The organism is Pseudomonas sp. R4-15 (assembly GCF_055768815.1).
Genome location: NZ_CM147293.1, coordinates 724,272 through 748,933, shown reverse-complemented (window position 1 = coordinate 748,933; position 24,662 = coordinate 724,272). Strand labels below are relative to the sequence as shown.

Here is a 24,662-nt window from a genome sequence, read left to right as displayed (position 1 = left end):
CAGGACGGCGGTCGTCGACCCGGCATGCTTCAGAGACCCTCGCTGGGCTCTTCCTCGAACGCGGCGAACAAGGGCTCTTCCTCGACCAGGTCTTCCTGGGCGATGAATTCCTCGTCGACCTCGCCGCCGGCGATCTCGCGCAGCGCTACGACGGTGGGCTTGTCGTTTTCCCAGGCGACTCTCGGCTCCTTGCCGCCGGTAGCCAGCTGGCGCGCGCGCTTGGTGGCGAGCATGACCAGTTCAAAGCGGTTATCGACGTTGTCCAGGCAGTCTTCAACGGTGACGCGGGCCATGGTGTTCCTCGGAAAGTGATGCGAATGGGGCCGACTCGTGATAGCGAGCCGACTGGCTAGTTTAAAAAATCGCCAGCCCAAGTGGAAGAGGCAGGCGATCAGTCGAGCAAGCGAGCCAGCAGTTCGGCGTGTCGACGTTGTTGCAGCGGCGCCAGCAGGCGGTTGCAACGGAAGATCGCTTGGAGGTCCTCGAGAGCATGACGGAAGTCGTCGTTGATCACCAGGTAGTCGAATTCGACGTGATGGCTCATCTCGCTGACCGCTTCGCGCATGCGCCGCTCGATGATCGAGGCATCGTCCTGGGCTCGGGCCACCAGGCGCTGGCGCAGCGCCGCCTGGGTCGGCGGCAGGATGAAGATCGAGCGCGCCTCGGGCATCAGTCGACGCACCTGCTGGGCGCCCTGCCAGTCGATCTCCAGGATCAGGTCGTCGCCCTCGGCGAGGGCCTGCTCGATCCAGCGCTGCGAGGTGCCGTAAAGGTTGCCGAACACCTCGGCATGCTCGAGGAAGTCACCGGCCTCGATCATCGCTTCGAAGCGCGCGCGATCGACGAAGTGATAGTTGACCCCATCCACCTCGCCGGGGCGGATGCCGCGGGTGGTGTGGGAGACGGAGACCCGGATGTGCCCATCGCTTTCGGTGAGCGCCTTGACCAGGCTGGTCTTGCCGGCGCCAGAGGGCGCGGAAACGATGTAGAGAGTGCCGCTAGCCATGATGAGTCCGCCTTTATTCGATGTTCTGCACTTGTTCGCGCATTTGTTCGATCAGCACCTTGAGGTTCACCGCCGCCTGCGTCGAGCGCGGGTCGAAGGCCTTGGACCCCAGGGTATTGGCCTCGCGGTTAAGCTCTTGCATGAGGAAGTCCAGACGCCGACCAACGGCGCCCTCGCCCGCCAGCACCCGCCGGACTTCACCGACATGGGTGGTCAGCCGGTCCAGCTCCTCGGCGACGTCGCTCTTCTGCGCGAGCATCACCAGCTCCTGCTCCAGGCGTCCGGCATCGGCCTCCAGGCTCAGTTCGGCGAAACGGTCGAGAATCTTCTGCCGTTGGTTGGCGAGCATCTGTGGCAGCAGCTCACGCAGGGTGGCGACCTCGGCGAGCATCGCGTCCAGGCGTTCGCCGATCAGCCGTGCCAGCTCGGCGCCCTCACGGGCCCGATCCGCCTTCAGTTGCGCCAGGGCCGCGTCGAAGGCCTCCAGCGCGGCTGCCGCGAGCGCCTCGCCATCGACGCCCTGGCTGACCAGCACGCCCGGCCAGGCGAGCACCGCCAGCGGATCGAGCGGAGCCGGCCGGGCGATCGCCGCAGCGACCTCCTCGGCGGCAGCAATCAGTTGCCGCGCCCGCTCGGCATCGACCCGCAGCGCCGCCTCGCCGGTCGTCTCGCTGTAGCGCAGGGTGCATTCCACCTTGCCGCGTGAGAGTCCCTGGCGCAGCGTTTCGCGTACCGCGCTCTCGAGATCGCGCAATGCCTCGGGCAGGCGCAAGGTCGGCTCCAGGTAGCGGTGATTGACCGAGCGCAGCTCCCAGCTCAGGGAGCCCTGCGCGCCGTTGCGCTCGACCCGCGCGAAGGCGGTCATGCTGTGGGTCATGCGGGGATCTATCCGATGGCAGGTGAAAAGCGGAAATTGTAGCGCACCGAGGACCCACGCCCAATCGACGATGCGCCACCGCTATAATCCCCCGGCTAATTCCGATCTTTGCAGGTATTTCCATGAAGCGTCCCAGTGGCCGCGCCGCCGACCAGCTGCGCCCGATCCGCATCACCCGCCAGTACACCAAGCATGCCGAGGGTTCGGTGCTGGTGGAGTTCGGTGACACCAAGGTGATCTGCACCGTGAGCGTCGAGTCCGGTGTACCGCGCTTCCTCAAGGGCCAGGGCCAGGGTTGGCTGACCGCCGAGTACGGCATGCTGCCGCGCGCCACCGGCGAGCGCACCCAGCGCGAGGCCAGCCGTGGCAAGCAGGGTGGTCGCACCCTGGAGATCCAGCGCCTGATCGGCCGCTCGCTGCGCGCCGCACTGGACATGAGCAAGCTGGGCGAATTCACCCTTTACGTCGACTGCGACGTGATCCAGGCCGACGGCGGCACCCGCACCGCGTCGATCACCGGCGCCATGGTGGCACTGGTGGACGCCCTCAAGGCACTGAAGAAACGGGGCGGCTGCAAGGGCGGCGATCCGCTCAAGCAGATGGTCGCGGCGGTTTCCGTGGGCATCTTCCAGGGCGAGCCGGTACTCGACCTGGACTACCTGGAGGACTCGGCGGCGGAGACCGATCTGAACGTGGTGATGACCGATGCCGGCGGCTTCATCGAAGTGCAGGGCACCGCCGAAGGCGCGCCCTTCCAGCCCGAAGAGCTCAATGCCATGCTGGAGCTGGCGCGCCAGGGCCTGCAGCAACTGTTCGACGCCCAGCGCGCGGCGCTGGCCGAGGCCTGATGGCCGAGCACCTGCCGGTGCCGACGCCGGGCCCCGAGGCCCGGCGCTGGGCCATGCTCTGTCATTACGCGGCGTTCTGCTGGTTCATCGCACCGATGATCGGCAACGTCATCGGCCCCTTGCTGGTCTGGCAGTTGAAGAAGGACCTCGACCCGTTCGTAGACGTCCAGGGTAAGGAAGCGCTGAACTTCCAGATCAACGTCAGCCTGATGCTCGCCCTCTGCGGGCTGTTGGCCTGGGTGTTGATCGGCTTTCCATTGATGGCGCTGGTCAGCCTGGTGGCGTTGGTGCTGGTGGTCATCGCCGGCATTCGCGCCAACGAGGGGCGCGACTATCGCTACCCCTTCTCGATCCGCTGGCTGAAATAGAAAACGGCGCCCGAGGGCGCCGTTTCCGTTTTCCCGGCTACACGGATCAGACCGTCAGCAGCCAGTCGTAGTCGACCGTCAGCGCCGCATGCTGAGAGAAACGCGGCTGGCGCGGCAACTTGGCGCTGCGCACGAAGCGACGCATCCCGGCGGTGAGCAACTGGTAGTCGAAGCGCCAGCCGAGGTTGAGCATCTCGGCCTGCTCGCTATCCGGCCACCAGCTGAACTGGTCACCCTCGCGGCTGACTTCGCGCAGGGCGTCGATATAGCCCATGTTGCCGATCACCTCGTCCATCCACGCGCGCTCGGGCGGCAGGAAGCCGGGCATCTGCTGGCATTCGCGCCAGTTCTTCACGTCCAGTTTCTGATGCGCGAGGAACAGCGAGCCACAGTAGATGTACTCGCGGCGCTTGCGGCGCTGCTTGTCCAGGTAGTGGCTGAGGTCTTCCATGAACTTGAACTTCTGGTTCAAGCCTTCGTCGCCATCCATCCCGGACGGCAGCAGCAGCGAGCTGATGCTCACCTTGTCGAAATCAGCCTGCAGGTAGCGCCCGTAACGGTCGGCCAGCTCGAAACCAAGGCCCCAGATGACCGCCTTGGGCTGCAACCGAGAGTAGAGCGCGACACCGCCCTGTGCGGGCACTTCGGCCTCGCTGGCGTACAGGAAATAACCATCCAGCTGAAAAGCCGGGTCATCCAGTTCGTAGGCGGAGGCGCGGGTGTCCTGCAGGCAGATCACGTCGGCATTCTGGGCTTGCAGCCAGCTGAGGAGTCCTCGCTCGGCGGCAGCCTGAATACCATTCACGTTCACACTGATGATCCGCATAAATGGCCCCCAAAAACACGTGCGTGTATGATACCCGAGCTCTAGTCATTTAGCTAAATCCGTGCCGTCCGGGACTTTTCTTCATGCAGGCGTACCAGCGCGAGTTCATTCGTTTCGCCATCGAGCGCGGGGTTTTGCGCTTCGGTGAGTTCACCCTCAAATCCGGGCGCACCAGTCCCTATTTCTTCAACGCCGGGCTATTCGACAGCGGCGTGGCACTGGCTCGACTGGGGCGCTTCTATGCGGCCGCGCTGGCCGACAGCGGCATCGCCTTCGATGTGCTCTTCGGGCCCGCCTACAAGGGCATCCCGCTGGCCGCGACCACCGCCGTCGCGCTGGCCGATGAACACGGTCGCGACCTGCCCTGGTGCTTCAACCGCAAGGAAGCCAAGGACCACGGTGAAGGCGGCAGCCTGGTCGGCGCACCGCTGAACGGCCGGGTGATGATCGTCGACGACGTGATCACCGCCGGTACCGCGATTCGCGAAGTCATGCAGATCATCAAGGCGCAGGGCGCCAGCCCCGCCGGCGTGCTGATCGCGCTGAACCGCCAGGAGCGCGGCCAGGGCGAGCTCTCGGCGATCCAGGAGGTCGAGCGCGACTTTGGCATGCCGGTCATCAGCATCGTCACGTTGAACCAGGTACTGGAATACCTTGCCGACGACCGCGAGCTGAAGAAGCACCTGCCCGCCGTGGAAGCCTATCGGGCTCGCTATGGCGTCGCCTGACCCCCTCGAGGAGGCCGTCGATGCGCCACTCCCCGCTTCTCGCCTGCCTGCTCTGCTGCCTGGCGCCTCTGGTGCAGGCGGCGCAGTTGTATCGCTACGTCGACGACAAGGGCGTGACCGTGCTCGATCGCCAGGGCGTGCCGCCGCAGTACATCGGCAAGGGTTACCAGGTGCTAGACGGCCAAGGCCGAGTGATCAGCGTCGTGCCGCCGGCACCGACCGCCGAGGAGCGCGCCGCGCTGGCAGCCAAGCGTGCCCAGCAACACTCCGACGAGAAGCTGCTGCGCCTGTACAGCAGCGTGGCCGACGTCGACCACGCACTGCAGCGCAAGCTGGCGGAAATCGACTCGGTGGCGGGCATCGCCCGTGGCAACCTGCAGTCGCTGCAACTGCAGCAGAGCAACCTGCGTAGCGAGGCGGCCGCCGCACAGCGCGCCGGCAACCCGGTGAGTGAGGCGACCCAGCAGCAAATGCAGGATCTGCGTAGCGAGCAGGCGCGCCTGGAGCGCGACCTGCAACGCTATGAAAGCGATCGCCAGGAAGCCCAGGAAGCCTTCGCCGCCGACCGCGAGCGCCTCGCCGAACTACTCGGCAGCCAGTAGCCGGAAGTGGGCGCGCAGTAAGGCCCGCGCGCCTTCGCCCTCAGTGGCGTCGACGGTTGGTGATCAACGTACCCACGCCGGTATCGGTGAAGATCTCCAGCAGCACCGCGTGGGGCACGCGGCCGTCGATGATGTGCGCGCTGCTCACGCCACCCTGCACCGCTTCGAGGGCACAGCGAATCTTCGGCAGCATGCCGCCGTAGATGGTGCCATCGGCGATCAGCGCATCCACCTGCTCGGTGGTCAGCCCGGTGAGCACCTGCCCCTGCTTGTCCATCAGGCCGGCGATGTTGGTCAACAGCATCAGCTTCTCGGCCTTCAGCGCCTCGGCCACCTTGCCGGCCACCAGGTCGGCGTTGATGTTGTAGGACGCGCCGTCGGCGCCCACGCCGATGGGCGCGATCACCGGAATGAAGTCACCCTGCACCAGCATGTTGATCAGGCCGGTGTTGATGCCCACCACCTCGCCGACCTGGCCGACATCGATGATCTCGGGTTTGGTCATCTCCGGGGTCTGCCGGGAGACCTGCATCTTGCGCGCGCGGATCAGCTCGGCATCCTTGCCGGTCAGGCCGATGGCCTTGCCGCCATGGCGGTTGATCAGGTTGACGATGTCCTTGTTCACCTGGCCGCCGAGGACCATCTCCACCACATCCATGGTCTGGCTGTCGGTGACGCGCATGCCGTCGATGAAACGGCTCTCGATGTTCAGTCGCTTGAGCAGATCGCCGATCTGCGGGCCGCCGCCATGCACCACCACCGGGTTGATGCCCACCGCCTTCATCAGCACGATGTCGCGGGCGAAGCCTTCCTTGAGGTCGTCGCTCTCCATGGCGTTGCCGCCGTACTTGATCACCAGGGTCTTGCCCACGAAGCGGCGGATGTAGGGCAGCGCCTCGGAGAGTACCTGGGCGACTTGCGAGGCGTCTTCGCGACTGAGGGTCATGGGTGGCTCCATTGCAACCTTCATGTGGAGTGGAAATGAAAGCGCGACGCCGAGGCGTCGCGCGCGGTGCCGCATAGGATAGGTCAGAAGGGCAGCGAAATGTCGGGGGCCACCGCGTTAATCTGCGTGCGGAACACCTGCTTGATGCGTTCGAGCTCTTCCTCGGTTTCCGCCTCGAAACGCAACACCAGCACCGGCGTGGTGTTGGACGCCCGCACCAGGCCCCAGCCTTTGGGGTAGTCGACGCGCACGCCGTCGAGGGTCACCAGATTCGCCTCGCCCCAGTCGGCCTTGGCCTGCAGCGCGTCGATGATGGCGAACTTGCTCTCCTCGGTGACCTTGACGTTGATCTCCGGGGTGGAGATGTCCTCGGGGAAGGCGGCGAACACGGCTTCCGCGTCACGGCTTTCCTGGCTGAGGATCTCCAGCAGACGCGCGGCGCTGTAGATGCCGTCGTCGAAGCCGTACCAGCGCTCCTTGAAGAACACGTGGCCGCTCATCTCGCCGGCGAGCAACGCGCCGCTCTCCTTCATCTTCTTCTTGATCAGCGAATGGCCGGTCTTCCACATCACCGGACGACCGCCGTAGCCGCTGACCAGCTTGGCCAGGCGCCGCGTGCATTTCACGTCGTAGATGATGTCCGCGCCGGGGTTGCGCGAAACCACGTCCTTGGCGAACAGCATCAGCAAGCGGTCCGGGTAGACGATGGTGCCTTTGTTGGTCACCACACCGACGCGATCACCGTCGCCGTCGAAGGCCAGGCCGAGGTCGGCGCCCTCCTGCTTCACCCGCGCGATCAGGTCTTCGAGGTTCTCCGGCTTGCCCGGGTCCGGGTGGTGGTTGGGGAAGTTGCCGTCCACCTCGCAGTAGAGCGGGATCACCGTGCAGCCCAGGGCCTCGATCAGCCGCGGGGCGATCACCCCGGCGACGCCGTTGCCGCAGTCCACCACCACCTTCAGCGGCTTGGCCATGGCGATGTCGTCGCGGATACGGGTGAAGTAGTCGTCGAGGATTTCCACCGGCTCCACGCTGCCCTCGCCACTGGCCAGGTCGCCGCTCTCGATGCGCTGGCGCAGCGCCTGGATCTGCTCGTTGGCCAGGGTTTCGCCGGCGATGACGATCTTGAATCCGTTGTAATCCGGCGGGTTGTGGCTGCCGGTAAGCATCACGCCGGACTTGCCGGCAAGCACATTGGCCGCGTAGTAGAGCACCGGGGTGGGCACCATGCCGATGTCGCTGACACGGCAGCCGCTCTCGGCCACGCCGCGGATCAGCTGTTCCACCAGTTCCGGGCCGGAAAGACGACCGTCGCGCCCGACGGCGACGTCCGGCTCGCCACGGGCGAGGCTCTCGGAGCCGATGGCGCGACCGATCCAGTAGGCGGCCTGGGGAGTCAGCGAGTCACCCACCACGCCTCGGATGTCGTAGGCACGGAAGATGTTCGCGGGGATGCTCGGGGGCATGGCATTCATGGCGGGATGGCTCTCCTGGGCCTCGAGGCCCAGAGCGTCCTGGTCCTCCTCGAGGATGTCGATGTCGAGTATGTCCGTGGTTTGGAACAGCGGATCCATCCAGTCCTGAGACGCCTGCGCCGGCGCGCGCCGGGTCGCCGACTGCGCTTCGGCGCCAGTGACGGCCGCTTGCCGAGGCGGCAGACGCGACAGCCAGCGGGCCACGCGATCCAGCGCGGGCAGGCTCAAGCTCGCAGCTTTGATGGGTTTGCCCCGGTAGAGTTCCTGGCATAACTGATCCAGATGCTCCGCGTCGCTCTCCAATAGGCGCTGCTGGCGGCGCTGCTGCAACAGCAGGGCCAGCAAGCCACCGAGCAGCACCAGCAGCGCGGCGAGCAGCAGCGGCAACGGACTGACGGAGGCGCTATCCGCCGGCGTGAAGCGCAGCGTCCAGGGCGGATTTCCGCTAGGCAGGGTCAGCGGCGTACCTTCAGCCGGCCCACCACGATTGGCCAGCAGTTGCTCGGGACCCCGATCGAAGTGCTGCAGCAACTGCAGTTGTCCGGCGTCGGCCGGCAAGTCGGGGAGCCCCGCGAGCAGTCGCTGCAGATCGAAGGCCATCAGCAGGACCCCGCGCGCGGGCGCCTGCGGATCGCTCGGCAATGCCGTGGCGAGGTACAGCAACCAGCGCTTGCCAACCCGGTACGCCTCCACCACGGCGCCCGACGCATCGCGCCGCGCGGCGCGATGCGCCAGATCGAGCGCCGCATAGTTGAGCGGCGCGGCGCCGCTTTCGTCCGGCGTGTCGGCATCCGTGGGCAGGAGGAATGCCTGGACCACCCCGGCGCGGTAGCCGAGCGAGCGTTGCGCCTGCTCGACCTGCGCCGGATCTCCGCTCTCCAGCGCCGCGAGCCACCGCGGATCGCCGGCGGCGGCCTGCAACTCCGCCTTGAGCCCTGCCAGTTGCTGACGCAAAGCGCTGGCCTGGCTTTCGCCCCAGGCTCGCACCTGGGTGTCGCGTTGCGCGCTGGCGCCCGGCTGCAAGAGCATTACCCAGAGCAGGCCCAGGCCGGCGACCACCCCCAGCAGCAGAACCCCCAGCGCGGCCAAGGGAGGCGGCTCGAAACGCTGCCGACGCTTTTCCGCAGGGTTCGCCTGCGTGCTCGCCGGTGGCGTGACCTCCTTGCCTTTGCGCCGAAACAGGGCCATGCGCGACTCCTTGCTGAAAGAGGATCAGTTCCTGCCGGAGTGCCCGAAACCTCCGGCGCCACGGCTGCTATCGTCGAAAGCTTCGACCAGTTCGAAATGTGCCTGAACCACCGGCACCAATACCAGCTGGGCGAGGCGCTCACCCACGCTGACGGTGAATTCGCTCTGCCCACGGTTCCAGCAGGAGACCATCAGCTCGCCCTGGTAGTCGGAGTCGATCAGGCCGACCAGGTTGCCGAGCACGATGCCGTGCTTGTGACCCAGCCCGGAGCGTGGCAGCACCAGCGCGGCCAGGCCCGGGTCGGCGATGTGGATGGCCAGGCCGGTGGGGATCAGCAGCGTCTGCCCGGGGGCGATGACGGTGTCCTCGGCGAGCATGGCGCGCAGGTCGAGGCCGGCGGAGCCGGGGGTGGCGTAGCTGGGCAGCGGGAAGTCGCTACCCAGGCGGGGATCGAGAATCTTGGCTTGCAGGGCGTGCATGTCAGGCCTTGTGCAGTCGGTCGGCGATGAAGGCGATCAGCTGGCGGGCAATCTTGCCCTTGCTGGTCTGGGCGAAATCCGTGCGCGCGAGCGTACGGTCGATGATGGTGATGGCGTTGTCCTCACTGTTGAAGCCAATGCTCGGATTGGCCACGTCGTTGGCGACGATCAGATCGAGGTTCTTGTCCTTGAGCTTGCGCGACGCGTAGTCCAGCAGGTGCTCGGTCTCGGCGGCGAAGCCGACGCTGAACGGCCGGTCCTCGCGCTGCGCGAGGGTGGCCAGGATGTCCGGGTTGCGCACCATCTGCAGGTACAGGCCCTCGCCGCTGGCGGGGTCTTTCTTCAACTTGTGCGGGGCGACCACCTCGGGGCGGTAGTCGGCCACCGCCGCGGCGGCGATCAGCAGGTCGGCGGGCATCGCGGCTTCGCAGGCGGCGAGCATGTCGCGGGCGCTGACCACGTCGATGCGATCGACCCGGTCGGGCGTGGGCAGGTGCACCGGGCCGCTCACCAGGGTCACGCGCGCGCCCGCCTCGGCGGCGGCCTCGGCCAGGGCGAAGCCCATCTTCCCGGAGCTATGGTTGGTGATGTAGCGCACCGGGTCGATGTTTTCCTGGGTCGGCCCGGCGGTGATCAGCACGTGCTGGCCGTCGAGCACGCCGTTGACGAAGCGCTCGGCGCACAGCTCGGCGAGCTGCTGCGGTTCGAGCATGCGCCCGGGGCCGACGTCGCCACAGGCCTGCACGCCTTCGGCCGGGCCGAACAGGTGCAGGCCGCGCAGGCTCAGCGCGCGGGCGTTGGACTGGGTCGCCGGATCACGCCACATGGCCTGGTTCATCGCTGGCGCCAGGGCGACCTGGGCGTCGGTGGCCAGCACCAGGGTAGTCAGCAGGTCATTGGCGATGCCCTGGGCCAGGCGCGCCATGAGGTCGGCGGTGGCCGGCGCGATCAGCACCAGATCGGCCCAGCGCGCCAGCTCGATGTGCCCCATCCCGGCTTCGGCGGCGGGGTCGAGCAGTTCCAGGTGCACCGGATGGCCGGATAGCGCCTGCAGGGTCAGCGGGGTGATGAACTCGCGTCCGCCCGCGGTCATCACCACCCGCACCTCGGCGCCCTGATCGCGCAACCGACGAATCAGCTCCGCGCTCTTGTAGGCCGCAATGCCACCGCCCACGCCGAGGACGATGCGTTTTCGATACAACCGCTGCATGGACTCGCCTTTGTGTGAACTCGCGCATGTGTTGGACGGCCCAGGCCGGGCCAGACGCGATGGCTGGCTAAGATAGCACAGCGCCGCCAGGCGATCAGAGAGCCCAAGGAGGGGGAATGAGCATACGGGAATGGCCGGCCACGGAGCGCCCACGGGAGAAACTCCTGGCCCGCGGCGCCGCCGTACTGAGCGATGCGGAACTGCTGGCGATCTTCCTGCGCACCGGCCTGCCCGGGCGTAGCGCGGTGGACCTGGCCCGCGAGCTGCTGGTGGCCTTCGGCGGCCTGCGCGCGCTGCTCGCCGCCGATCTGCATGGCTTCTGCGCCCACGCCGGGCTCGGCCCGGCCAAGTTCGCCCAGTTGCAGGCGGTGCTGGAGATGGCCCGCCGGCAGCTGGCCGAGGGCCTGGCGCGCGACAGCGCGCTGGAGAGCCCGCAGGCGGTGCGCGACTACCTCAAGGCGCGCCTGCGCCACGAACCCCACGAGGTCTTCGCCTGCCTGTTTCTCGACAGCAAGCACCGGGTGATCGCCTTCGAAGCGCTGTTCCACGGGGGTATCGACGGCGCCAGCGTGCATCCGCGCCAGGTGGTCTGCCGGGCGCTGGCGCACAACGCCGCGGCGCTGATCCTCACCCACAACCACCCCTCAGGCGTGGCCGAGCCAAGCCAGGCCGACCGCCTGCTGACCCAGCGCCTGAAAGACGCCCTGGCGTTGGTCGAGGTGCGCGTGCTGGATCACTTCATCGTCGGTGATGGCGAGCCGTTGTCACTCGCCGAGCACGGCTGGCTGTAACCGGCGCCTCAGCGCCGCGCATTCCAGCTGCAGCTCGCCAGGTGCGTGGCGGGGAAGTCGAGCAAGCAGGCGATGCGCGCCGCCAGTGCGCGGTTGCGCCAGGGCCAGCGCGCGCAGGCGTCCCGCCGGTTGCTGGTGACGCCGTGCGAGTTGCTCCGCTTCCACATCGGCCAGGATGCGCCGTGCCTGGAGCAGGAAGGCCGCGCCCTCCTCGGTCAGCTCCAGGCGCCGGGTGGTACGTCGCAGCAGGGTGGTGGCGAGCTTCTTCTCCAGCCGCGCCAGCGCGATGAAACGACCGGACCTTCGACGGGTCTACGCCATGATCGCGCGGTTCCGCCGGCAAAGCCGCATGCCGGACCCGCATTCAACGACACACAGGAGACCCCCATGAGCATTCCCGCCTTCGGCCTGGGCACCTTCCGCCTCAAGGGCCAACAGGTCATCGATTCCGTCCGCATGGGCCTGGAGCTGGGCTACCGGCACATAGACACGGCGCAGATCTACGGCAATGAAGCCGAGGTCGGCCAGGCCATCGCCGAGTCCGGCGTGCCGCGCCAGGAGTTGTTCGTCACCACCAAGATCTGGCTGGACCAACTGGGCGAGGATCGACTGCTACCGAGCCTGCAGGAAAGCCTGGCCAAGCTGCGCCTGGAGCAGGTGGACCTGACGCTGGTGCATTGGCCGTCGAAGGAATTGGCGATCGCCGACTACCTGCCTCGCCTGCTGCAGGCCCGCGAGCAAGGCCTGACGGCGCAGATCGGTGTCTCCAATTTCACCGTCGCCCAACTGCAACAGGCGGAGGACGCGGTCGGCGCCGGCAATATCGCCACCAACCAGGTGGAGATTCACCCGTTCCTGCAAAACCGCAAACTGGTCGAGTTCGCCAACCGCCAGAACCTGCATCTGACCGCCTACATGCCGCTGGCCTACGGCAAGGTGATGCAGGACGAAACCCTAAAACGCATCGCCGCCGCCCACTCGGCAAGCCCCGCGCAGATCGCCCTCGCCTGGCTGCTGCAACTGGGCTTCGCGGTGATTCCATCCTCGACCAAGCGCGAGAACCTCGCCGCCAACCTGGAAGCACAACGCCTGCACCTGAGTGAGGAGGAAATGGTCGCTATCGCCACGCTCGATCGCGGCGAGCGCCTGGCCAACCCCGACTTCGCGCCGGACTGGGATTGACGGCTGCCAGCCACCGCCGGCTCAGCCCTGCATCAACCACTGCGGGATGCGTCGCTCCAGGTAATACCCCGGCTCGCGCCAGGAGCCTTCGACGAAGCCGACGTGTCCGCCGTGGGCGTGCAGCTCCAGGCTCACGCCCATCGGCAGATCCTCGGCGCGGGGCACGCTGCCGCGAAACACGAAGGGATCGTCCTCGGCCTGCAGCAGCAGCGTCGGGGTGCGGATGTCCTTGAGGAAATAGCCGCTGGAGGCGCGCCGATAGTAGTCGGCGGCATCCGCGTAGCCGTGCAGCGGCGCGGTGATGCGGCCGTCGAAGTCCCAGAAGGTGCGCACCCCGGTGAGCGGCCCCAGGCGTTCGAGCACCGACAGTCGATCGAGCATGCCCTGGTGGGCGAACAGCCGCTGCTTGTCCTTCACGTAGCCGAGCATGGCGCGCATGAAGTGCGCCTGGTAGACCCGCGAAAAGCCCTCGCCGATGCGATCGGCGCACTGGTCCAGGCGAAACGGCACGGAGACCGCCACCGCCTTCTGCAACGGACAATCGTCGCCGCGCTCGCCAAGGTACTTGAGCAGCACGTTGCCGCCCAGCGAATAGCCCACGGCCATCAGCGGTGCCATTGGATGGGTGACCTGCAGATGCTCGACGACCTCCGCGAGGTCGTCGCTGGCGCCGGAATGGTAGGCGCGCGGCAGCAGGTTGGGCTCGCCGGAGCAACCGCGCCAGTTGATCGCCACGCTGGCGACGCCGAGCCCTTCCAGCGCCTGCTGCAGGCCGAGGATGTAGTGCGAGGAGGAGCTGCCGGTGAGGCCGTGCAGCGCCAGCACCAGGGGCGCTTCGGCCGAGTGCGGGCCGTGCCAGTCGAGGTCGATGAAGTCGCCGTCGCGCAGCCACAGGCGCTCGCGGCGTCGGGCCAGTTGCGCTGGACGGCGGCAAAAGGGGGCGAAGAGGGTTTGCAGGTGCGCGCCGGGCAGCCAGCGCGCGGGGTGGAAGTCCATTCGCATAGCCGCTCTCAGCCCTCGATGTCCCGCTCCCACAGCGCGTAGTGGACCTGCCCGGCACCCTTCTCGCGGTGCAAACGCCAACGACCGGGCAAACCCAGGCTGGAGGGCGCGGCCTCGCTCTCGGTATAGATCCAGGCCCGCGGCGCCAACCAGCCACGTTCTTCGAGCAGCGCACAGGCGGGCTGCAGCAGGTTCTGGTGGAACGGCGGGTCGAGGAACACCAGGTCGAAGGGCTGCGCCGGCTGCTTCTCCAGGTAGCGCAGGGCATCGCCCTGCACCAGTTGCGCATGGCTGCACGCCAGAGCCGCCAGATGCTGGCGCAACGAGGCCAGCGCCTCGCCATTGAGGTCCAGCGCCAGCGACTCGCCGGCCCCGCGCGACAAGGCTTCGAGGAACAGCGCTCCGCTGCCGGCGAAGGGATCGAGCACGCGGGCGCCGGGTACGTAGGCGGCGAGCCAGTTGAACAGCGTCTCGCGGACCCGGTCCGGCGTCGGCCGCAGCCCCGGCGCACTGGGAAAGGCGAAGCGGCGGCTGCGCCATTCGCCACCGATGATCCGTAGCGAGCCTTCGCCGCCATGGGCCTTGCCCGCGGCGTTGCTGGGCGGTTTCACGGTCTTGCCGCGCATCGGCTGTCCCATCCTGCTGTTGGCTGATCGGTGGTGCCTATCCTGCATCAGTGCTCCGGGACGCCGGCGGGCATTTCGGCCGGGCGCTCGGTGGGCGGCGGCAGCGGCTGCTGCTCGACGCTGGGCCCGGCGGTGACCACCACGAAGCGGTCGGCATCCAGGTGGCGGCGCATGGCGTCCCTCACCTGTTCGACGGTCAACGCCTGGACCTGGTTCATGAAGCGTTCCAACTGGTCCAGCGGCTGGTCGTAGAAGCCGATGGCGCCGAGCTGACCGACGATGTCCGCGTTGCTCGCGGTGGACAGCGGGAAGCTGCCGGCCATCTCGCGCTTGGCATCGTCCAGTTCCTTCTGCGTCGGCCCGTCACGCAGGTAGTCGGCGACGATCTGCCGGACCAGCTCGAGGGTGCCTTCGCTCTGCTCCGCACGGGTCTGCAGGCTGATGGTGAACGGCCCCAGCGCCTGCATCGGCGAGAAGCCGGAGTAGACCCCATAGGTCAGCCCGCGCTTCTCGCGCACTTCGGTCATCAGGCGGGTGCCGAAGCCACCGCCCCCGAGGATCTGGTTGCCGAGGTAGAGCGCCGGATAGTCGTCGTCACCCCGGGCGATGCCGAGCTGGGCGAGCAGGATGTGGGTCTGCTGGGAGGGAAACTCGATGTGCGAAAGGCCGGGCTCGGGGATCTGCGGCTCGACGGTCGCCGCCAGCGCCGGGCCTTTCGGCAGGGCGGCGGAAACCTGCGCGGCGACCGCCTCGGCCTGGGCGCGATCGAGATCGCCGACCAGCGCGATCACCGTATTGCCGGCGGCGTAGGCGCGGGCATGGAAGGCCTGCAGTTGCGCCACGGAAATCCCCGGCACGCTCGCCGCATTGCCCTCGCTGGAGTGCGCGTAGGGATGTTCGCCATAGAGCTTGCGGAACAACTCCAGCCCAGCCAGGCGCCCGGGGTTCTGCTTCTGCTGCTCGAAACCGGCGAGCATCTGGTTCTTGATGCGCGCCAGTGAGTCGGCGGGGAAGGTCGGCTGGCCGACGACCTGGGCGAACAGCGCCAGCGCCGGTTCGCGCTCATCCGCCTGGCTCAGGCTGCGCAGGCTGGCGATGGCCATGTCGCGATAGGCGCCATTGCCGAACTCCGCGCCGAGGTCCTCGAAGCCGGCGGCAATGGCGCTGACGTCCTTGCCCGGCACGCCTTCGTTGAGCATCGCGTTGGTCAATTGGGCGAGCCCTGGGGTGTCGCCATCGCGGGCGCTGCCGGCGGCGAACACCAGACGCAGGTCGAACATCGGCAGCTCATGGGCCTCGACGAACAACACCTTGGCGCCCTCGGCGGTCTTCCAGCTCTGGATCTGCAACTGGCGCCGCGGCGGCGCCTCGGCATCCAGCTCGGCCAGCGACGTCAGGCGCGGCGCGGCACTGTCCGACTTCTGCGCGCTGGCGTGCTGGAACGCCGGCTTGCCCGCCGAGAGACCGAAGGCGTAGATCAGCAGACCCACCAGGATGACCAGGAAGAGTCCGAGCAGGGCTTGGCGGGGACGGGTCATTGAGCGCGCTCCTCGGGCAGAACGTAGGCGACCGCGAGGCGGCTGTGGGTAAAGAAGGTCCGCGCGGCTTCCTGCACGTCCTGCGGGGTGACGGCCTCGAGCTGGGCGAGCTCCTCGTCGATCAGCTTCCAGGACAGGCCGACGCTTTCCAGGGTGCCGATGGTCGAGGCCTGGCTGGTGATGGAGTCCCGCTCATAGACCAGATCGGCGATCAGCTGGGCGCGTACGCGGGCCAGCTCCTCGGGGCTCGGCGGCGCCTGCTTGAGGGCCTCGAGTTCGTTCCAAAGGCCCTGCTCGACCTGCTCCAGGCTGACGGACTTCTGCGGGTTGGGCGTGGCCGAAAGCATGAACAGGCTGTCGCCGCGCACGTAGCCGTTGTACCAGGCACCGGCGCCGGCCACGAGCTCCTGGTCGCGCTCCAGGTGCGCGGACAACCGCGCGCTGTAACCGCCGTCGAGCAGGGCCGCGGCCAGGCGTAGCGCCTGCACCTGGCGCGGCTGCTCGGCGGTCGCCAGGCCCGGCACGTTGAAGCCCATCAACAGGCTCGGCAATTGCGTGCGCACGTGCAGGGTCAGGCGCCGCTCACCGGGTTCGGCGAGCTCCAGCGGGCGCTTGGCCGAAGGCAGTTCGCGCCGCGCAATGCCGCCGAACCAGCGCTGCGCCAGGGCCTTGACCTCGTCGGCGCTGACGTCGCCGACGATCACCAGGGTCGCGTTGTTCGGCGCATACCAGCGCCGATACCACTGGCGCAGTTCGTCGATCTGCATGCGATCGAGGTCGGCGCGCCAGCCGATGGTGGGAATGCCGTAGCCGCTGGCCGGATAGGCCATCGCCTTGAAGCGCTCGAACGCCAGCGCGCTGGGCTTGTCGTCGGTGCGCAGCCGGCGCTCCTCCTTGATGACCTCGATCTCCTTGGCGAACTCCGCCGCGGGCAGCGCCAGGGTCGCCATGCGGTCGGCCTCCAGCTCCAGGGCGACGCCGAGGCGATCACGCGCGACCACCTGGTAGTAGGCGGTGTAGTCGTCGGAGGTAAAGGCGTTCTCCTGGGCGCCGAGGTCGCGCAGGATCAACGAGGACTCGCCCGGCCCGGTCTTCGAGCTGCCCTTGAACATCATGTGCTCCAGGGCGTGGGAGAGGCCGGTATGCCCGGGCTGCTCGTAGCTGGAGCCGACCTTGTACCAGAGCTGGGAAACCACCACCGGGGCACGGTGGTCCTCGCGGACGACGACCTTCAGGCCATTGTCGAGGGTGAATTCATGGGTGACCTGCGCATCGGCGGCGAGCGCCGTGAGGGGAAGCAACAGCAGCGCCAACAGCGCGCGCGTGACACTCGATTTCATCGTGTTCCGGACCTTTCTCGGCGCCCGCCTGTCCAGAGTCGGCCTGGTTCGCGCCGACGTGACAGTCCTGGCCGGTGCTTAACCCCGGCGGGCAAGGAGGTGCTAGCATACCAGCCCGTATCGCCTGGCCGCTTACGCGACGCGTCGTCCGAGCCGGCGTTCCTTTATTCCTGCTGGCCACAGGCAGCCACCGCCGAAGACACGACGGTGCTGCGCAGGCCCCCCATGAGATAGCCCGTTCCATGTCTGGTTCCGACGATCAAAAACCCGCCGCCCCCGCGCCCGAGAAGAAGGGTCTGTTCGGCTGGTGGCGCAAGAAACCCCAGGAAACCCCCGCCGCACCGGCTGCCGAGCCAGAGGCGCCGCTCGAGCCGCCGCAAGCCGCCGCTGGCGAGCCCGCCGCGGAGCTCGCCGAGCTGCCGCAGGAAGCCCTCGCGGTCCCCCAGCCTCTCGATGAAACCCCGCTGCCGGCAGCAGCGTTGGCGCCCGACCTGAACGCCGAGCCGCCGCTCGTGGCGCCCGAGCCGGAGCCGGAGCCGGAGCCGGTCAGCCCAGCCGACGCCGAACCGGCGCTGCCGGAAACCGCCGCACGCCCGGAGAAGGTCGGCTTCTTCGCCCGCCTGCGCCAGGGCCTGGCGAAGACCAGCGCCAGCCTCGGCGAAGGCATGGCCAGCCTGTTCCTCGGCAAGAAGGCCATCGACGACGACCTGCTCGAAGAGCTGGAAACCCGCCTGCTCACCGCCGACGTCGGCGTCGAGGCCACCGCCGCGATCATCGGCAACCTGACCAAGCGCGTCGCGCGCAAGGAACTGGCCGACAGCGAGGCGCTGTACAAGGCCCTGCAGGAAGAGCTCGGCAACCTGCTCGCCCCGGTGGAGCAGCCGCTGACGGTGGACGCTGGCACCTCGCCGTTCGTGATCCTGGTGGTTGGCGTCAACGGCGTCGGCAAGACCACCACCATCGGCAAGCTGGCGAAGAAACTGCAGAACGACGGCAAGAAGGTCATGCTCGCCGCCGGCGATACCTTCCGCGCCGCCGCCGTCGAGCAATTGCAGGTGTGGGGCGAACGCAACCGCATCCCGGTGATCGCCCAGCACACCGGCGCCGACTCCGCCTCGGTGATCTTCGATGCCCTGCAGGCCGCCAAGGCCCGCGGCATCGACGTGCTGATCGCCGACACCGCCGGCCGACTGCATACCAAGGACAACCTCATGGAGGAGCTGAAGAAGGTACGCCGGGTGATCGGCAAGCTGGACGAAAGCGCGCCCCACGAGACCTTGCTGGTGCTCGACGCCGGCACCGGGCAGAACGCGGTCAACCAGACCCGCCAGTTCGACCAGGCGGTGCAGCTTTCCGGCATCGCCCTGACCAAGCTCGACGGCACCGCCAAGGGCGGCGTGATCTTCGCCCTGGCCAAGCAGTTCGGCCTGCCGATTCGCTACATCGGTGTCGGCGAAGGCATCGACGACCTGCGTACCTTCGAGGCATCCACCTTCGTCAAGGCCCTGTTCGCGGAGCAGCCATGATTCGCTTCGAGCAAGTCGGCAAGCGCTATCCCAACGGCCACGTCGGCCTGCACGAACTGAGCTTCCGCGCCAAGCGCGGCGAGTTCCTCTTCGTCACCGGGCATTCCGGCGCCGGCAAGAGCACCCTGCTGCGCCTGCTGCTGGCGATGGAGCGGCCCACCAGCGGCAAGCTGCTGCTCGCCGGGCAGGACCTGTCGACCATCAGCAACTCGCAGATTCCCTTCCTGCGTCGACAGATCGGCGTGGTGTTCCAGAACCACCAGCTGCTCTACGACCGCAGCGTGTTCGACAACGTCGCCCTGCCGCTGCAGATTCTCGGCCTGTCCCGTGACGAGATCGCCCAGCGCGTCGGCATCGCCCTGGAGCGCGTCAGCCTGCGCGACAAGGCCGAGCAATTCCCCTCGGACATCTCCACCGGCCAGGCACAGCGCGTCGGCATCGCCCGTGCCATCGTGCACCGCCCGGCGCTGCTGCTGGCGGACGAACCCACCGGTAACCTCGATCCGCGCCTGGCTGCGGAGATCATGGGCGTGTTCGAGGACATCAACCGCCTGGGCACCACCGTCATCATCGCCAGCCACGACCTGGCCCTGATCGCGCGCATGCGTCATCGCATGCTGACCCTGCAACGTGGCCGCCTGATCGGCGACGGGGAGGCGGCATGAGCGCCAAGGACATCCCGCCACCCAAGCACACCGAGCGCCTCGGCGCGACCCGCGGCCCCGAGCATGCGCCGGCGGAGGAGCCTGATTTCCGCACGCTCACCCGCGCCTGGCTGCACAGCCACCGCGACAGCCTGCTCGACAGCCTGCTGCGCATGGCGCGGCAGCCGATCGGCAGCTTCTTCACCTGCATGGTGATGGCCGTGGCGCTGAGCCTGCCGATGGGCCTGTCGCTGCTGCTGAAGAACATCGAGCAGCTCGGCGGCTCCTGGCAGCGGGCTGCGCAGATTTCCCTGTACCTGGACATGGGCGCCAGCGAGGCCGAAGGCCAGGCGCTGCGCGAGCAGGTCGCCGAAATGCCCGGCGTGGCCGAAGCGCAGTGGGTCAGCCCGAAGGCGGCGCTGGAGGAATTCCAGCAGGCTTCGGGGCTCGGCCAGGCGCTCAAGGAACTGCCGGACAACCCGCTGCCCGGCGTCGTCGTGGTGACGCCCCAGGAGGTCGACAAGGCCGCGCTGGAAACGCTGCGCGCGCAACTCGCCGAGCTGCCGAAGGTGGACCAGGCGCAGCTCGACCTGGTCTGGGTCGAGCGCCTGAGCGCCATCCTCGCCCTGGGCGATCGTTTCGTCTTCGGCCTCACCGTGTTGCTGGTGATGACCCTGCTGCTGGTGATCGGCAACACCATCCGCCTGCACATCGAGAATCGCCGGGCGGAAATCGAGGTCATCAAGCTGGTCGGCGGAACCGATGGCTACGTCAGGCGTCCGTTTCTCTACATGGGCGCGCTCTACGGCTTGGGTGCCGGGGTCTTTTCCTGGGCCATCCTGGCCTACGGGCTGGACTGGCTGAACACCGCCGTGGTGCGCCTGGCCGGGCTCTACGACAGCGATTTCGCGCTGTTCGGCGTGCCCGCCAGCGACGGCTTCTCGCTGCTGGTGGGCGCCGTGTTGCTGGGCTACATCGGCGCCTGGCTGGCCGTGGCCCGCCATCTGCGCGAGCTGGCGCCGCGCTGACGCGGCTGCCAGCGAGCTGAATCGAAATGACTTTTCACACACTCCGGCGGGGGAACCGTGGCACCTTGTTGCGGTCTTATTCGCCAGTGATAGACTTGACGGTCTTCGTGAAGCGGAGGTCTCGCACATGAACACATCCCTGCAACCCATGCAGGCATTGGTTCCAGGCGCCAACCTGGAGTCCTACGTCCACTCGGTAAACAGCATTCCCATGCTCACCGCCGAGCAGGAACGCGATCTGGCCGAACGCCTGTACTACCAACAGGATCTGGATGCCGCGCGGCAAATGGTGCTGTCGCACCTGCGCTTCGTGGTACACATCGCCCGCAGCTACTCGGGCTACGGACTGGCTCAGGCCGACCTGATCCAGGAAGGCAACGTCGGCCTGATGAAAGCGGTCAAGCGCTTCAACCCGGAAATGGGTGTGCGCCTGGTCTCCTTCGCCGTGCACTGGATCCGTGCCGAAATCCACGAATTCATCCTGAAGAACTGGCGCATCGTCAAAGTGGCCACCACCAAGGCCCAGCGCAAACTGTTCTTCAACCTGCGCAGCCAGAAGAAGCGCCTGGCGTGGCTGAACAACGACGAAGTGCAGCACGTCGCCGAGACGCTGGGCGTCGAGGCCCGTGAGGTGCGCGAGATGGAAAGCCGCCTGACCGGCCATGACATGGCCTTCGACCCGGCCGCCGATGCCGACGACGACAGTGCCTACCAGTCGCCCGCGCACTACCTGGAAGACCATCGCTACGACCCGGCTCGCCAGTTGGAAGAAGCCGACTGGAGCGACAGCGCCAGCAGCAGCCTGCACGAAGCGCTGGAAGGCCTGGACGAGCGCAGTCGTGACATCCTCTACCAGCGCTGGCTGGCCGAGGAAAAGGCGACCCTGCACGAGCTGGCCGCCAAGTACAACGTCTCCGCCGAGCGTATTCGTCAGTTGGAGAAGAACGCGATGAACAAGCTCAAGGGCGTCATCGCAGCCTGACCCTGGCCTTCGCTTCACCACAAAAGCCGCGCCCCGAGCGCGGCTTTTGCGTATCCGCCCGACGGCTTGGCTGGCAACCGGCGCGGGGCGTAGAATCGGGGGTCTTTCTCGCCATTCATCCTTCGGCGGACCCCAGAGCCGGCCCACGCGCACCGTACCCCGTCGCGCCCGGAGCCAGTCATCCCAGTTTCGCGAATCCGCGCAGGCTCGGTCGACCGCTCGCCAGCACCACAACGATCCCGAATTAGCCGCAGGAAACCGTCATGCCTGACTATCGCTCGAAGACCTCCACCCACGGCCGCAACATGGCCGGCGCCCGCGCCCTGTGGCGCGCAACAGGGATGAAGGACGAAGACTTCAAGAAACCGATCATCGCCATCGCCAACTCCTTCACCCAGTTCGTCCCAGGCCACGTGCACCTGAAGGACCTGGGTCAGCTGGTCGCCCGCGAGATCGAGAAGGCCGGCGGCGTGGCGAAAGAATTCAACACCATCGCGGTCGACGACGGCATCGCCATGGGCCATGACGGCATGCTTTATTCGCTGCCCAGCCGCGAGATCATCGCCGACTCCGTGGAGTACATGGTCAACGCGCACTGCGCCGACGCCATCGTCTGCATCTCCAACTGCGACAAGATCACCCCCGGCATGCTGATGGCAGCGCTGCGCCTGAACATCCCGGTGGTGTTCGTTTCCGGCGGACCGATGGAAGCCGGCAAGACCAAGCTCGCCGCCCACGGCCTGGACCTGGTCGACGCCATGGTCATCGCCGCCGACAGCTCGGCCAGCGATGAGAAGGTCGCCGAGTACGAGCGCAGCGCCTGCCCCACCTGCGGCAGCTGCTCGGGCATGTTCACCGCCAACTCGATGAACTGCCTGACCGAAGCCCTGGGCCTGTCGCTGCCGGGCAACGGCTCGACCCTGGCCACCCACGCCGACCGCGAGCAGTTGTTCCTGCGCGCCGGGCGCCTGGCCGTGGAGCTGTGCCAGCGCTACTACGGCGAAGGCGACGCCTCGGTGCTGCCGCGCAACATCGCTACCCTCAAGGCGTTCGAGAACGCCATGATGCTGGACATCGCCATGGGCGGCTCGACCAACACCATCCTGCACCTGCTGGCCGCCGCCCAGGAGGGCGAAGTGCCGTTCGACCTGCGCGACATCGATCGCCTGTCGCGCCAGGTGCCGCAGCTGTGCAAGGTGGCGCCGAACATCCAGAAGTACCACATGGAAGACGTGCACCGCGCCGGCGGCATCTTCTCCATCCTCGGCGAGCTGGCCCGTGGCGGCCTGCTGCACACCGACGTACACACCGTGCACAGCCCGAGCATGGCCGAAGCCATCGCCGCCTGGGACATCACCCAGACCCAGGACGAAGCCGTGCACCACTTCTTCAAGGCCGGCCCGGCAGGCATCCCCAGCCAGGTCGCCTTCAGCCAGGACACCCGCTGGCCGAGCCTGGACGACGATCGCGCCGAAGGCTGCATCCGCAGCGTCGAGCACGCCTACTCCAAAGAGGGTGGCCTGGCGGTGCTCTACGGCAACATCGCCCTCGACGGCTGCGTGGTGAAGACCGCCGGCGTCGACGAATCCATCCACGTCTTCGAAGGCACCGCCAAGGTCTTCGAAAGCCAGGACAGCGCCGTAAAAGGCATCCTCGGCGACGAGGTGAAGGCCGGCGACATCGTCATCATCCGCTACGAAGGCCCGAAAGGCGGCCCGGGCATGCAGGAAATGCTCTACCCCACCAGCTACCTGAAGTCCAAGGGCCTGGGCAAAGCCTGCGCGCTGCTCACCGACGGTCGTTTCTCCGGCGGCACCAGCGGCCTGTCCATTGGCCACGCCTCGCCGGAAGCCGCCGCGGGCGGTGCCATCGGCCTGGTGCGCGACGGTGACAAGATCCTCATCGACATCCCCCAGCGCAGCATCAACCTGCTGCTGTCGGACGAGGAACTGGCGCACCGCCGCATCGAGCAGGATGCCAAGGGCTGGAAGCCGGCCGCGCCGCGCGCGCGCAAGGTAACCACCGCCCTGAAGGCCTACGCCCTGCTCGCCACCAGCGCCGACAAGGGCGCGGTGCGCAACAAGGCGATGCTCGACGACTGACCCCACCGGTCGGACACGACGCCGCCTACGGGCGGCGTCGTGGGTTATGCACTCAGCGTTTTCGCGCCATTTGCTCCAGTAGCGCATCCGCCACCTCGACCAGCGACAGCCCACGGCTCATCGCCGCCTGCTGCAGGCGCTGGTGGGCCTGGGCTTCGCTGAGGCGGTATTCGCGCATCAGCTGGGCCTTGGCGCGTTCCAGGCGCTTGCGTTCGTCGAGGCGCTGGCGTGCCTGGCGCAGGTCGTCGTTGGCCTGTTGCAGACGCTGCGTCTGCTCCTGCATCAGGTCGAGCAGCGAGCGGCCCAGCTGGTTACCCACCCCCGCCGCCGGGGCCGCGTCCAGGCTGCTGCCCTGCAGACTGAACAGCACCGCCTGGCCGCTTCCCGATTCCAGCGCGGCGAAACGCTTGAGCAACGCGCGGTGGCTTTCCAGATCGGTCGCGGCCTCGTCGATGCTTTGCCGGCAGGAACTGCGCAGGTCGGCCGTCAGGTCGTTCTCGATGCGTTTCATGGCGTCGATGCGGCGTGTCGCCAGGTCGAACCAGAGCTCGCCCAGACCACTGTCCAGCGGCGCTTGCGCCGAGGTCCGCGCGGCCAGCTCGCGCAGCCGTTGCAGCTCACCCATCAACGGCTCGCCGAGCAGTTGCTGCCAGGCACTGCACGCGGCCTCGCCAGCGAACTCCAGGAAGCCCTCGAAGGCCCGCGCCTGGCCCTCCTGCAGGTGGCGCAGCTGCTCCAGCCCCGCGCTGTGGAAATGCCCCTGGGCGAAGCCGATGACGCCAGCAGCACGCTCCTGCCCAGCGAGCTCCTTACCCTGCATGAAATTGAACAGCGCCACCAGGCGCCGCGCCAGGGGTGGGTCCACGGCCATGCCGGCGGCCTCGAAGACCACCCCGAGCAGGCCTCCGATCAGGCGACTCAGCGCCGCCGTCGCCTCGCTGGCCTGGATGTCCTGCTCACGCACGCGCCGGCGCAGCGCCGGCAGCTCGTCGAGGCCGTGCAGCACGTGGGCGATACGGTTGAACAGCCGCGCGCGCTCCAAGGCGGCACCGCCTTCGAGGTCCATTTCCGCGAAACGCGCGAGGACCTCGTGCTCCATCGTCCGCGCTTCCTCGCTGTGCCCCTCGAGCAACGGCAGGCAACGCGCTTCGTGGTTGCTCAGGTAGAGGTTGGAATAACCGCGTTCCTTCTGCAGCGCATGCACCAAGCGGCTGATCGCGACCACCAGCTCACAGGTCGCCGCAAGGCTTTGCAGCCCCTGCAGCTCGCAGCGGCGGGCGGCCATCATGAAGCGCAGGACGGGAGGCAGCTGCGGGTCGGGCATGGGACGGGCACCTGGGAAGAATGCCC

25 protein-coding genes and 1 pseudogene are annotated in these 24,662 nt (G+C 67.6%); 11 read left to right on the top strand and 15 right to left on the bottom strand.

Features of this window, described 5'->3' with window-relative positions:
* Nucleotides 1–29 precede the first annotated feature (29 nt).
* The 3 genes from rpoZ to ACYRGX_RS03535 form a co-directional block, all read right to left on the bottom strand.
* On the bottom strand, nt 30–293 hold the full coding sequence (gene rpoZ, locus ACYRGX_RS03545) for a DNA-directed RNA polymerase subunit omega (RefSeq protein ID WP_473055235.1): 264 nt from the start codon (nt 291–293) through the stop codon (nt 30–32).
* A 98-nt stretch (nt 294–391) separates the two neighbouring features.
* Nucleotides 392–1,006 (bottom strand): guanylate kinase, encoded by a 615-nt coding sequence (gmk, locus tag ACYRGX_RS03540; RefSeq protein ID WP_473055234.1) that lies wholly within the window; start codon nt 1,004–1,006, stop codon nt 392–394.
* A gap of 13 nt (nt 1,007–1,019) precedes the next feature.
* Complete coding sequence (locus ACYRGX_RS03535; RefSeq protein WP_473055233.1) at nt 1,020–1,883, bottom strand: YicC/YloC family endoribonuclease; 864 nt, start codon at nt 1,881–1,883, stop codon at nt 1,020–1,022.
* Between the two features lie 122 nt (nt 1,884–2,005).
* Between ACYRGX_RS03535 and rph the strand changes: the two genes are divergently transcribed.
* Together rph and ACYRGX_RS03525 are read left to right on the top strand one after the other, a co-directional pair.
* Nucleotides 2,006–2,731, top strand: a complete 726-nt coding sequence (gene rph, locus ACYRGX_RS03530) for a ribonuclease PH (protein WP_473055232.1) — start codon at nt 2,006–2,008, stop codon at nt 2,729–2,731.
* Nucleotides 2,731–3,099, top strand: coding sequence for a DUF4870 domain-containing protein (locus tag ACYRGX_RS03525; RefSeq protein WP_473055231.1), 369 nt, complete (start codon nt 2,731–2,733; stop codon nt 3,097–3,099). The genes rph and ACYRGX_RS03525 overlap by 1 nt, the downstream gene beginning before the upstream one ends.
* A gap of 46 nt (nt 3,100–3,145) precedes the next feature.
* Here the strand turns inward: ACYRGX_RS03525 and ACYRGX_RS03520 are convergent, their stop codons facing one another.
* Nucleotides 3,146–3,925 (bottom strand): exodeoxyribonuclease III, encoded by a 780-nt coding sequence (locus ACYRGX_RS03520; RefSeq protein WP_473055230.1) that lies wholly within the window; start codon nt 3,923–3,925, stop codon nt 3,146–3,148.
* Nucleotides 3,926–4,008: 83 nt separating this feature from the next.
* Here ACYRGX_RS03520 and pyrE point away from each other — a divergent pair, with 83 nt between their 5' ends.
* Together pyrE and ACYRGX_RS03510 are read left to right on the top strand one after the other, a co-directional pair.
* A complete protein-coding gene (pyrE, locus tag ACYRGX_RS03515; protein WP_473055229.1) occupies nt 4,009–4,653 on the top strand; it encodes an orotate phosphoribosyltransferase in 645 nt (214 codons plus the stop codon).
* A 20-nt stretch (nt 4,654–4,673) separates the two neighbouring features.
* Nucleotides 4,674–5,255 (top strand): DUF4124 domain-containing protein, encoded by a 582-nt coding sequence (locus ACYRGX_RS03510; RefSeq protein WP_473055228.1) that lies wholly within the window; start codon nt 4,674–4,676, stop codon nt 5,253–5,255.
* 40 nt (nt 5,256–5,295) lie between these two features.
* Here the strand turns inward: ACYRGX_RS03510 and argB are convergent, their stop codons facing one another.
* The 4 genes from argB to coaBC all read right to left on the bottom strand — a co-directional run bounded on the left by argB (nt 5,296) and on the right by coaBC (nt 10,551).
* Nucleotides 5,296–6,201: an acetylglutamate kinase gene (gene argB, locus ACYRGX_RS03505; RefSeq protein WP_473055227.1), complete on the bottom strand. Its 906-nt coding sequence runs from the start codon at nt 6,199–6,201 to the stop codon at nt 5,296–5,298.
* Between the two features lie 83 nt (nt 6,202–6,284).
* Nucleotides 6,285–7,673, bottom strand: a complete 1,389-nt coding sequence (gene algC / locus ACYRGX_RS03500; protein ID WP_473056627.1) for a phosphomannomutase/phosphoglucomutase — start codon at nt 7,671–7,673, stop codon at nt 6,285–6,287.
* A gap of 1,212 nt (nt 7,674–8,885) precedes the next feature.
* Nucleotides 8,886–9,341: a dUTP diphosphatase gene (gene dut, locus ACYRGX_RS03495; protein WP_473055226.1), complete on the bottom strand. Its 456-nt coding sequence runs from the start codon at nt 9,339–9,341 to the stop codon at nt 8,886–8,888.
* Between the two features lies 1 nt (nt 9,342).
* Entirely contained in the window at nt 9,343–10,551 is a 1,209-nt protein-coding gene (gene coaBC, locus ACYRGX_RS03490) for a bifunctional phosphopantothenoylcysteine decarboxylase/phosphopantothenate--cysteine ligase CoaBC (RefSeq protein ID WP_473055225.1), read from the bottom strand.
* Nucleotides 10,552–10,667: 116 nt separating this feature from the next.
* Between coaBC and radC the strand changes: the two genes are divergently transcribed.
* On the top strand, nt 10,668–11,342 hold the full coding sequence (gene radC / locus ACYRGX_RS03485; protein ID WP_473055224.1) for a RadC family protein: 675 nt from the start codon (nt 10,668–10,670) through the stop codon (nt 11,340–11,342).
* A gap of 8 nt (nt 11,343–11,350) precedes the next feature.
* On the opposite strand, the gene ACYRGX_RS03480 is transcribed toward radC, so the two are convergent.
* Both ACYRGX_RS03480 and ACYRGX_RS03475 read right to left on the bottom strand, forming a co-directional pair.
* A complete protein-coding gene (locus tag ACYRGX_RS03480) occupies nt 11,351–11,509 on the bottom strand; it encodes a hypothetical protein (protein ID WP_473055223.1) in 159 nt (52 codons plus the stop codon).
* Nucleotides 11,454–11,642: pseudogene (locus ACYRGX_RS03475) on the bottom strand (LysR family transcriptional regulator); the annotation flags it as partial. The pseudogene ACYRGX_RS03475 and the gene ACYRGX_RS03480, both read right to left, overlap by 56 nt.
* Before the next feature lie 87 nt (nt 11,643–11,729).
* On the opposite strand from ACYRGX_RS03475, the gene dkgB reads away from it, so the two are divergent.
* A complete protein-coding gene (gene dkgB / locus ACYRGX_RS03470) occupies nt 11,730–12,524 on the top strand; it encodes a 2,5-didehydrogluconate reductase DkgB (RefSeq protein ID WP_473055222.1) in 795 nt (264 codons plus the stop codon).
* A gap of 21 nt (nt 12,525–12,545) precedes the next feature.
* Here dkgB and ACYRGX_RS03465 read toward each other — a convergent pair whose 3' ends face one another.
* The 4 genes from ACYRGX_RS03465 to ACYRGX_RS03450 are packed head-to-tail and all read right to left on the bottom strand — an operon-like array spanning nt 12,546 to nt 17,030.
* A complete protein-coding gene (locus ACYRGX_RS03465) occupies nt 12,546–13,526 on the bottom strand; it encodes a hydrolase (protein ID WP_473055221.1) in 981 nt (326 codons plus the stop codon).
* A gap of 8 nt (nt 13,527–13,534) precedes the next feature.
* The gene (gene rsmD / locus ACYRGX_RS03460) at nt 13,535–14,152 is read right to left on the bottom strand and encodes a 16S rRNA (guanine(966)-N(2))-methyltransferase RsmD (protein ID WP_473055220.1); all 618 of its coding nucleotides are present in this window, start codon (nt 14,150–14,152) and stop codon (nt 13,535–13,537) included.
* 47 nt (nt 14,153–14,199) lie between these two features.
* Complete coding sequence (locus ACYRGX_RS03455) at nt 14,200–15,690, bottom strand: M16 family metallopeptidase (protein WP_473055219.1); 1,491 nt, start codon at nt 15,688–15,690, stop codon at nt 14,200–14,202.
* The gene (locus ACYRGX_RS03450) at nt 15,687–17,030 is read right to left on the bottom strand and encodes a M16 family metallopeptidase (RefSeq protein ID WP_473055218.1); all 1,344 of its coding nucleotides are present in this window, start codon (nt 17,028–17,030) and stop codon (nt 15,687–15,689) included. Before ACYRGX_RS03450 ends, ACYRGX_RS03455 begins: the two co-directional genes overlap by 4 nt.
* Nucleotides 17,031–17,272: 242 nt before the next feature.
* On the opposite strand from ACYRGX_RS03450, the gene ftsY reads away from it, so the two are divergent.
* The 5 genes from ftsY to ilvD all read left to right on the top strand — a co-directional run bounded on the left by ftsY (nt 17,273) and on the right by ilvD (nt 23,312).
* Nucleotides 17,273–18,556 carry a signal recognition particle-docking protein FtsY gene (ftsY, locus tag ACYRGX_RS03445; RefSeq protein WP_473055217.1) on the top strand — a complete coding sequence of 428 codons (1,284 nt, stop codon included), beginning with the start codon at nt 17,273–17,275 and terminating at the stop codon, nt 18,554–18,556.
* Nucleotides 18,553–19,221, top strand: coding sequence for a cell division ATP-binding protein FtsE (ftsE, locus tag ACYRGX_RS03440; RefSeq protein WP_473055216.1), 669 nt, complete (start codon nt 18,553–18,555; stop codon nt 19,219–19,221). The genes ftsY and ftsE overlap by 4 nt, the downstream gene beginning before the upstream one ends.
* Nucleotides 19,218–20,228, top strand: a complete 1,011-nt coding sequence (gene ftsX / locus ACYRGX_RS03435; protein WP_473055215.1) for a permease-like cell division protein FtsX — start codon at nt 19,218–19,220, stop codon at nt 20,226–20,228. The genes ftsE and ftsX overlap by 4 nt, the downstream gene beginning before the upstream one ends.
* Before the next feature lie 127 nt (nt 20,229–20,355).
* Nucleotides 20,356–21,210: an RNA polymerase sigma factor RpoH gene (gene rpoH / locus ACYRGX_RS03430; RefSeq protein ID WP_473055214.1), complete on the top strand. Its 855-nt coding sequence runs from the start codon at nt 20,356–20,358 to the stop codon at nt 21,208–21,210.
* A gap of 263 nt (nt 21,211–21,473) precedes the next feature.
* Nucleotides 21,474–23,312, top strand: coding sequence for a dihydroxy-acid dehydratase (ilvD, locus tag ACYRGX_RS03425; protein ID WP_473055213.1), 1,839 nt, complete (start codon nt 21,474–21,476; stop codon nt 23,310–23,312).
* A 52-nt stretch (nt 23,313–23,364) separates the two neighbouring features.
* Here the strand turns inward: ilvD and ACYRGX_RS03420 are convergent, their stop codons facing one another.
* Nucleotides 23,365–24,636, bottom strand: coding sequence for a nitrate- and nitrite sensing domain-containing protein (locus ACYRGX_RS03420; RefSeq protein WP_473055212.1), 1,272 nt, complete (start codon nt 24,634–24,636; stop codon nt 23,365–23,367).
* Nucleotides 24,637–24,662: the final 26 nt, after the last annotated feature.

What these genes read in the sequence shown, in the direction of transcription:
- rpoZ (WP_473055235.1), bottom strand. Translation starts at nt 293, where the DNA reads ATGGCCCGCGTCACCGTTGAAGACTGCCTGGACAACGTCGATAACCGC.
- gmk (WP_473055234.1), bottom strand. Translation starts at nt 1,006, where the DNA reads ATGGCTAGCGGCACTCTCTACATCGTTTCCGCGCCCTCTGGCGCCGGC.
- ACYRGX_RS03535 (WP_473055233.1), bottom strand. Translation starts at nt 1,883, where the DNA reads ATGACCCACAGCATGACCGCCTTCGCGCGGGTCGAGCGCAACGGCGCG.
- rph (WP_473055232.1), top strand. Translation starts at nt 2,006, where the DNA reads ATGAAGCGTCCCAGTGGCCGCGCCGCCGACCAGCTGCGCCCGATCCGC.
- ACYRGX_RS03525 (WP_473055231.1), top strand. Translation starts at nt 2,731, where the DNA reads ATGGCCGAGCACCTGCCGGTGCCGACGCCGGGCCCCGAGGCCCGGCGC.
- ACYRGX_RS03520 (WP_473055230.1), bottom strand. Translation starts at nt 3,925, where the DNA reads ATGCGGATCATCAGTGTGAACGTGAATGGTATTCAGGCTGCCGCCGAG.
- pyrE (WP_473055229.1), top strand. Translation starts at nt 4,009, where the DNA reads ATGCAGGCGTACCAGCGCGAGTTCATTCGTTTCGCCATCGAGCGCGGG.
- ACYRGX_RS03510 (WP_473055228.1), top strand. Translation starts at nt 4,674, where the DNA reads ATGCGCCACTCCCCGCTTCTCGCCTGCCTGCTCTGCTGCCTGGCGCCT.
- argB (WP_473055227.1), bottom strand. Translation starts at nt 6,201, where the DNA reads ATGACCCTCAGTCGCGAAGACGCCTCGCAAGTCGCCCAGGTACTCTCC.
- algC (WP_473056627.1), bottom strand. Translation starts at nt 7,673, where the DNA reads ATGAATGCCATGCCCCCGAGCATCCCCGCGAACATCTTCCGTGCCTAC.
- dut (WP_473055226.1), bottom strand. Translation starts at nt 9,341, where the DNA reads ATGCACGCCCTGCAAGCCAAGATTCTCGATCCCCGCCTGGGTAGCGAC.
- coaBC (WP_473055225.1), bottom strand. Translation starts at nt 10,551, where the DNA reads ATGCAGCGGTTGTATCGAAAACGCATCGTCCTCGGCGTGGGCGGTGGC.
- radC (WP_473055224.1), top strand. Translation starts at nt 10,668, where the DNA reads ATGAGCATACGGGAATGGCCGGCCACGGAGCGCCCACGGGAGAAACTC.
- ACYRGX_RS03480 (WP_473055223.1), bottom strand. Translation starts at nt 11,509, where the DNA reads ATGTGGAAGCGGAGCAACTCGCACGGCGTCACCAGCAACCGGCGGGAC.
- dkgB (WP_473055222.1), top strand. Translation starts at nt 11,730, where the DNA reads ATGAGCATTCCCGCCTTCGGCCTGGGCACCTTCCGCCTCAAGGGCCAA.
- ACYRGX_RS03465 (WP_473055221.1), bottom strand. Translation starts at nt 13,526, where the DNA reads ATGCGAATGGACTTCCACCCCGCGCGCTGGCTGCCCGGCGCGCACCTG.
- rsmD (WP_473055220.1), bottom strand. Translation starts at nt 14,152, where the DNA reads ATGCGCGGCAAGACCGTGAAACCGCCCAGCAACGCCGCGGGCAAGGCC.
- ACYRGX_RS03455 (WP_473055219.1), bottom strand. Translation starts at nt 15,690, where the DNA reads ATGACCCGTCCCCGCCAAGCCCTGCTCGGACTCTTCCTGGTCATCCTG.
- ACYRGX_RS03450 (WP_473055218.1), bottom strand. Translation starts at nt 17,030, where the DNA reads ATGAAATCGAGTGTCACGCGCGCGCTGTTGGCGCTGCTGTTGCTTCCC.
- ftsY (WP_473055217.1), top strand. Translation starts at nt 17,273, where the DNA reads ATGTCTGGTTCCGACGATCAAAAACCCGCCGCCCCCGCGCCCGAGAAG.
- ftsE (WP_473055216.1), top strand. Translation starts at nt 18,553, where the DNA reads ATGATTCGCTTCGAGCAAGTCGGCAAGCGCTATCCCAACGGCCACGTC.
- ftsX (WP_473055215.1), top strand. Translation starts at nt 19,218, where the DNA reads ATGAGCGCCAAGGACATCCCGCCACCCAAGCACACCGAGCGCCTCGGC.
- rpoH (WP_473055214.1), top strand. Translation starts at nt 20,356, where the DNA reads ATGAACACATCCCTGCAACCCATGCAGGCATTGGTTCCAGGCGCCAAC.
- ilvD (WP_473055213.1), top strand. Translation starts at nt 21,474, where the DNA reads ATGCCTGACTATCGCTCGAAGACCTCCACCCACGGCCGCAACATGGCC.
- ACYRGX_RS03420 (WP_473055212.1), bottom strand. Translation starts at nt 24,636, where the DNA reads ATGCCCGACCCGCAGCTGCCTCCCGTCCTGCGCTTCATGATGGCCGCC.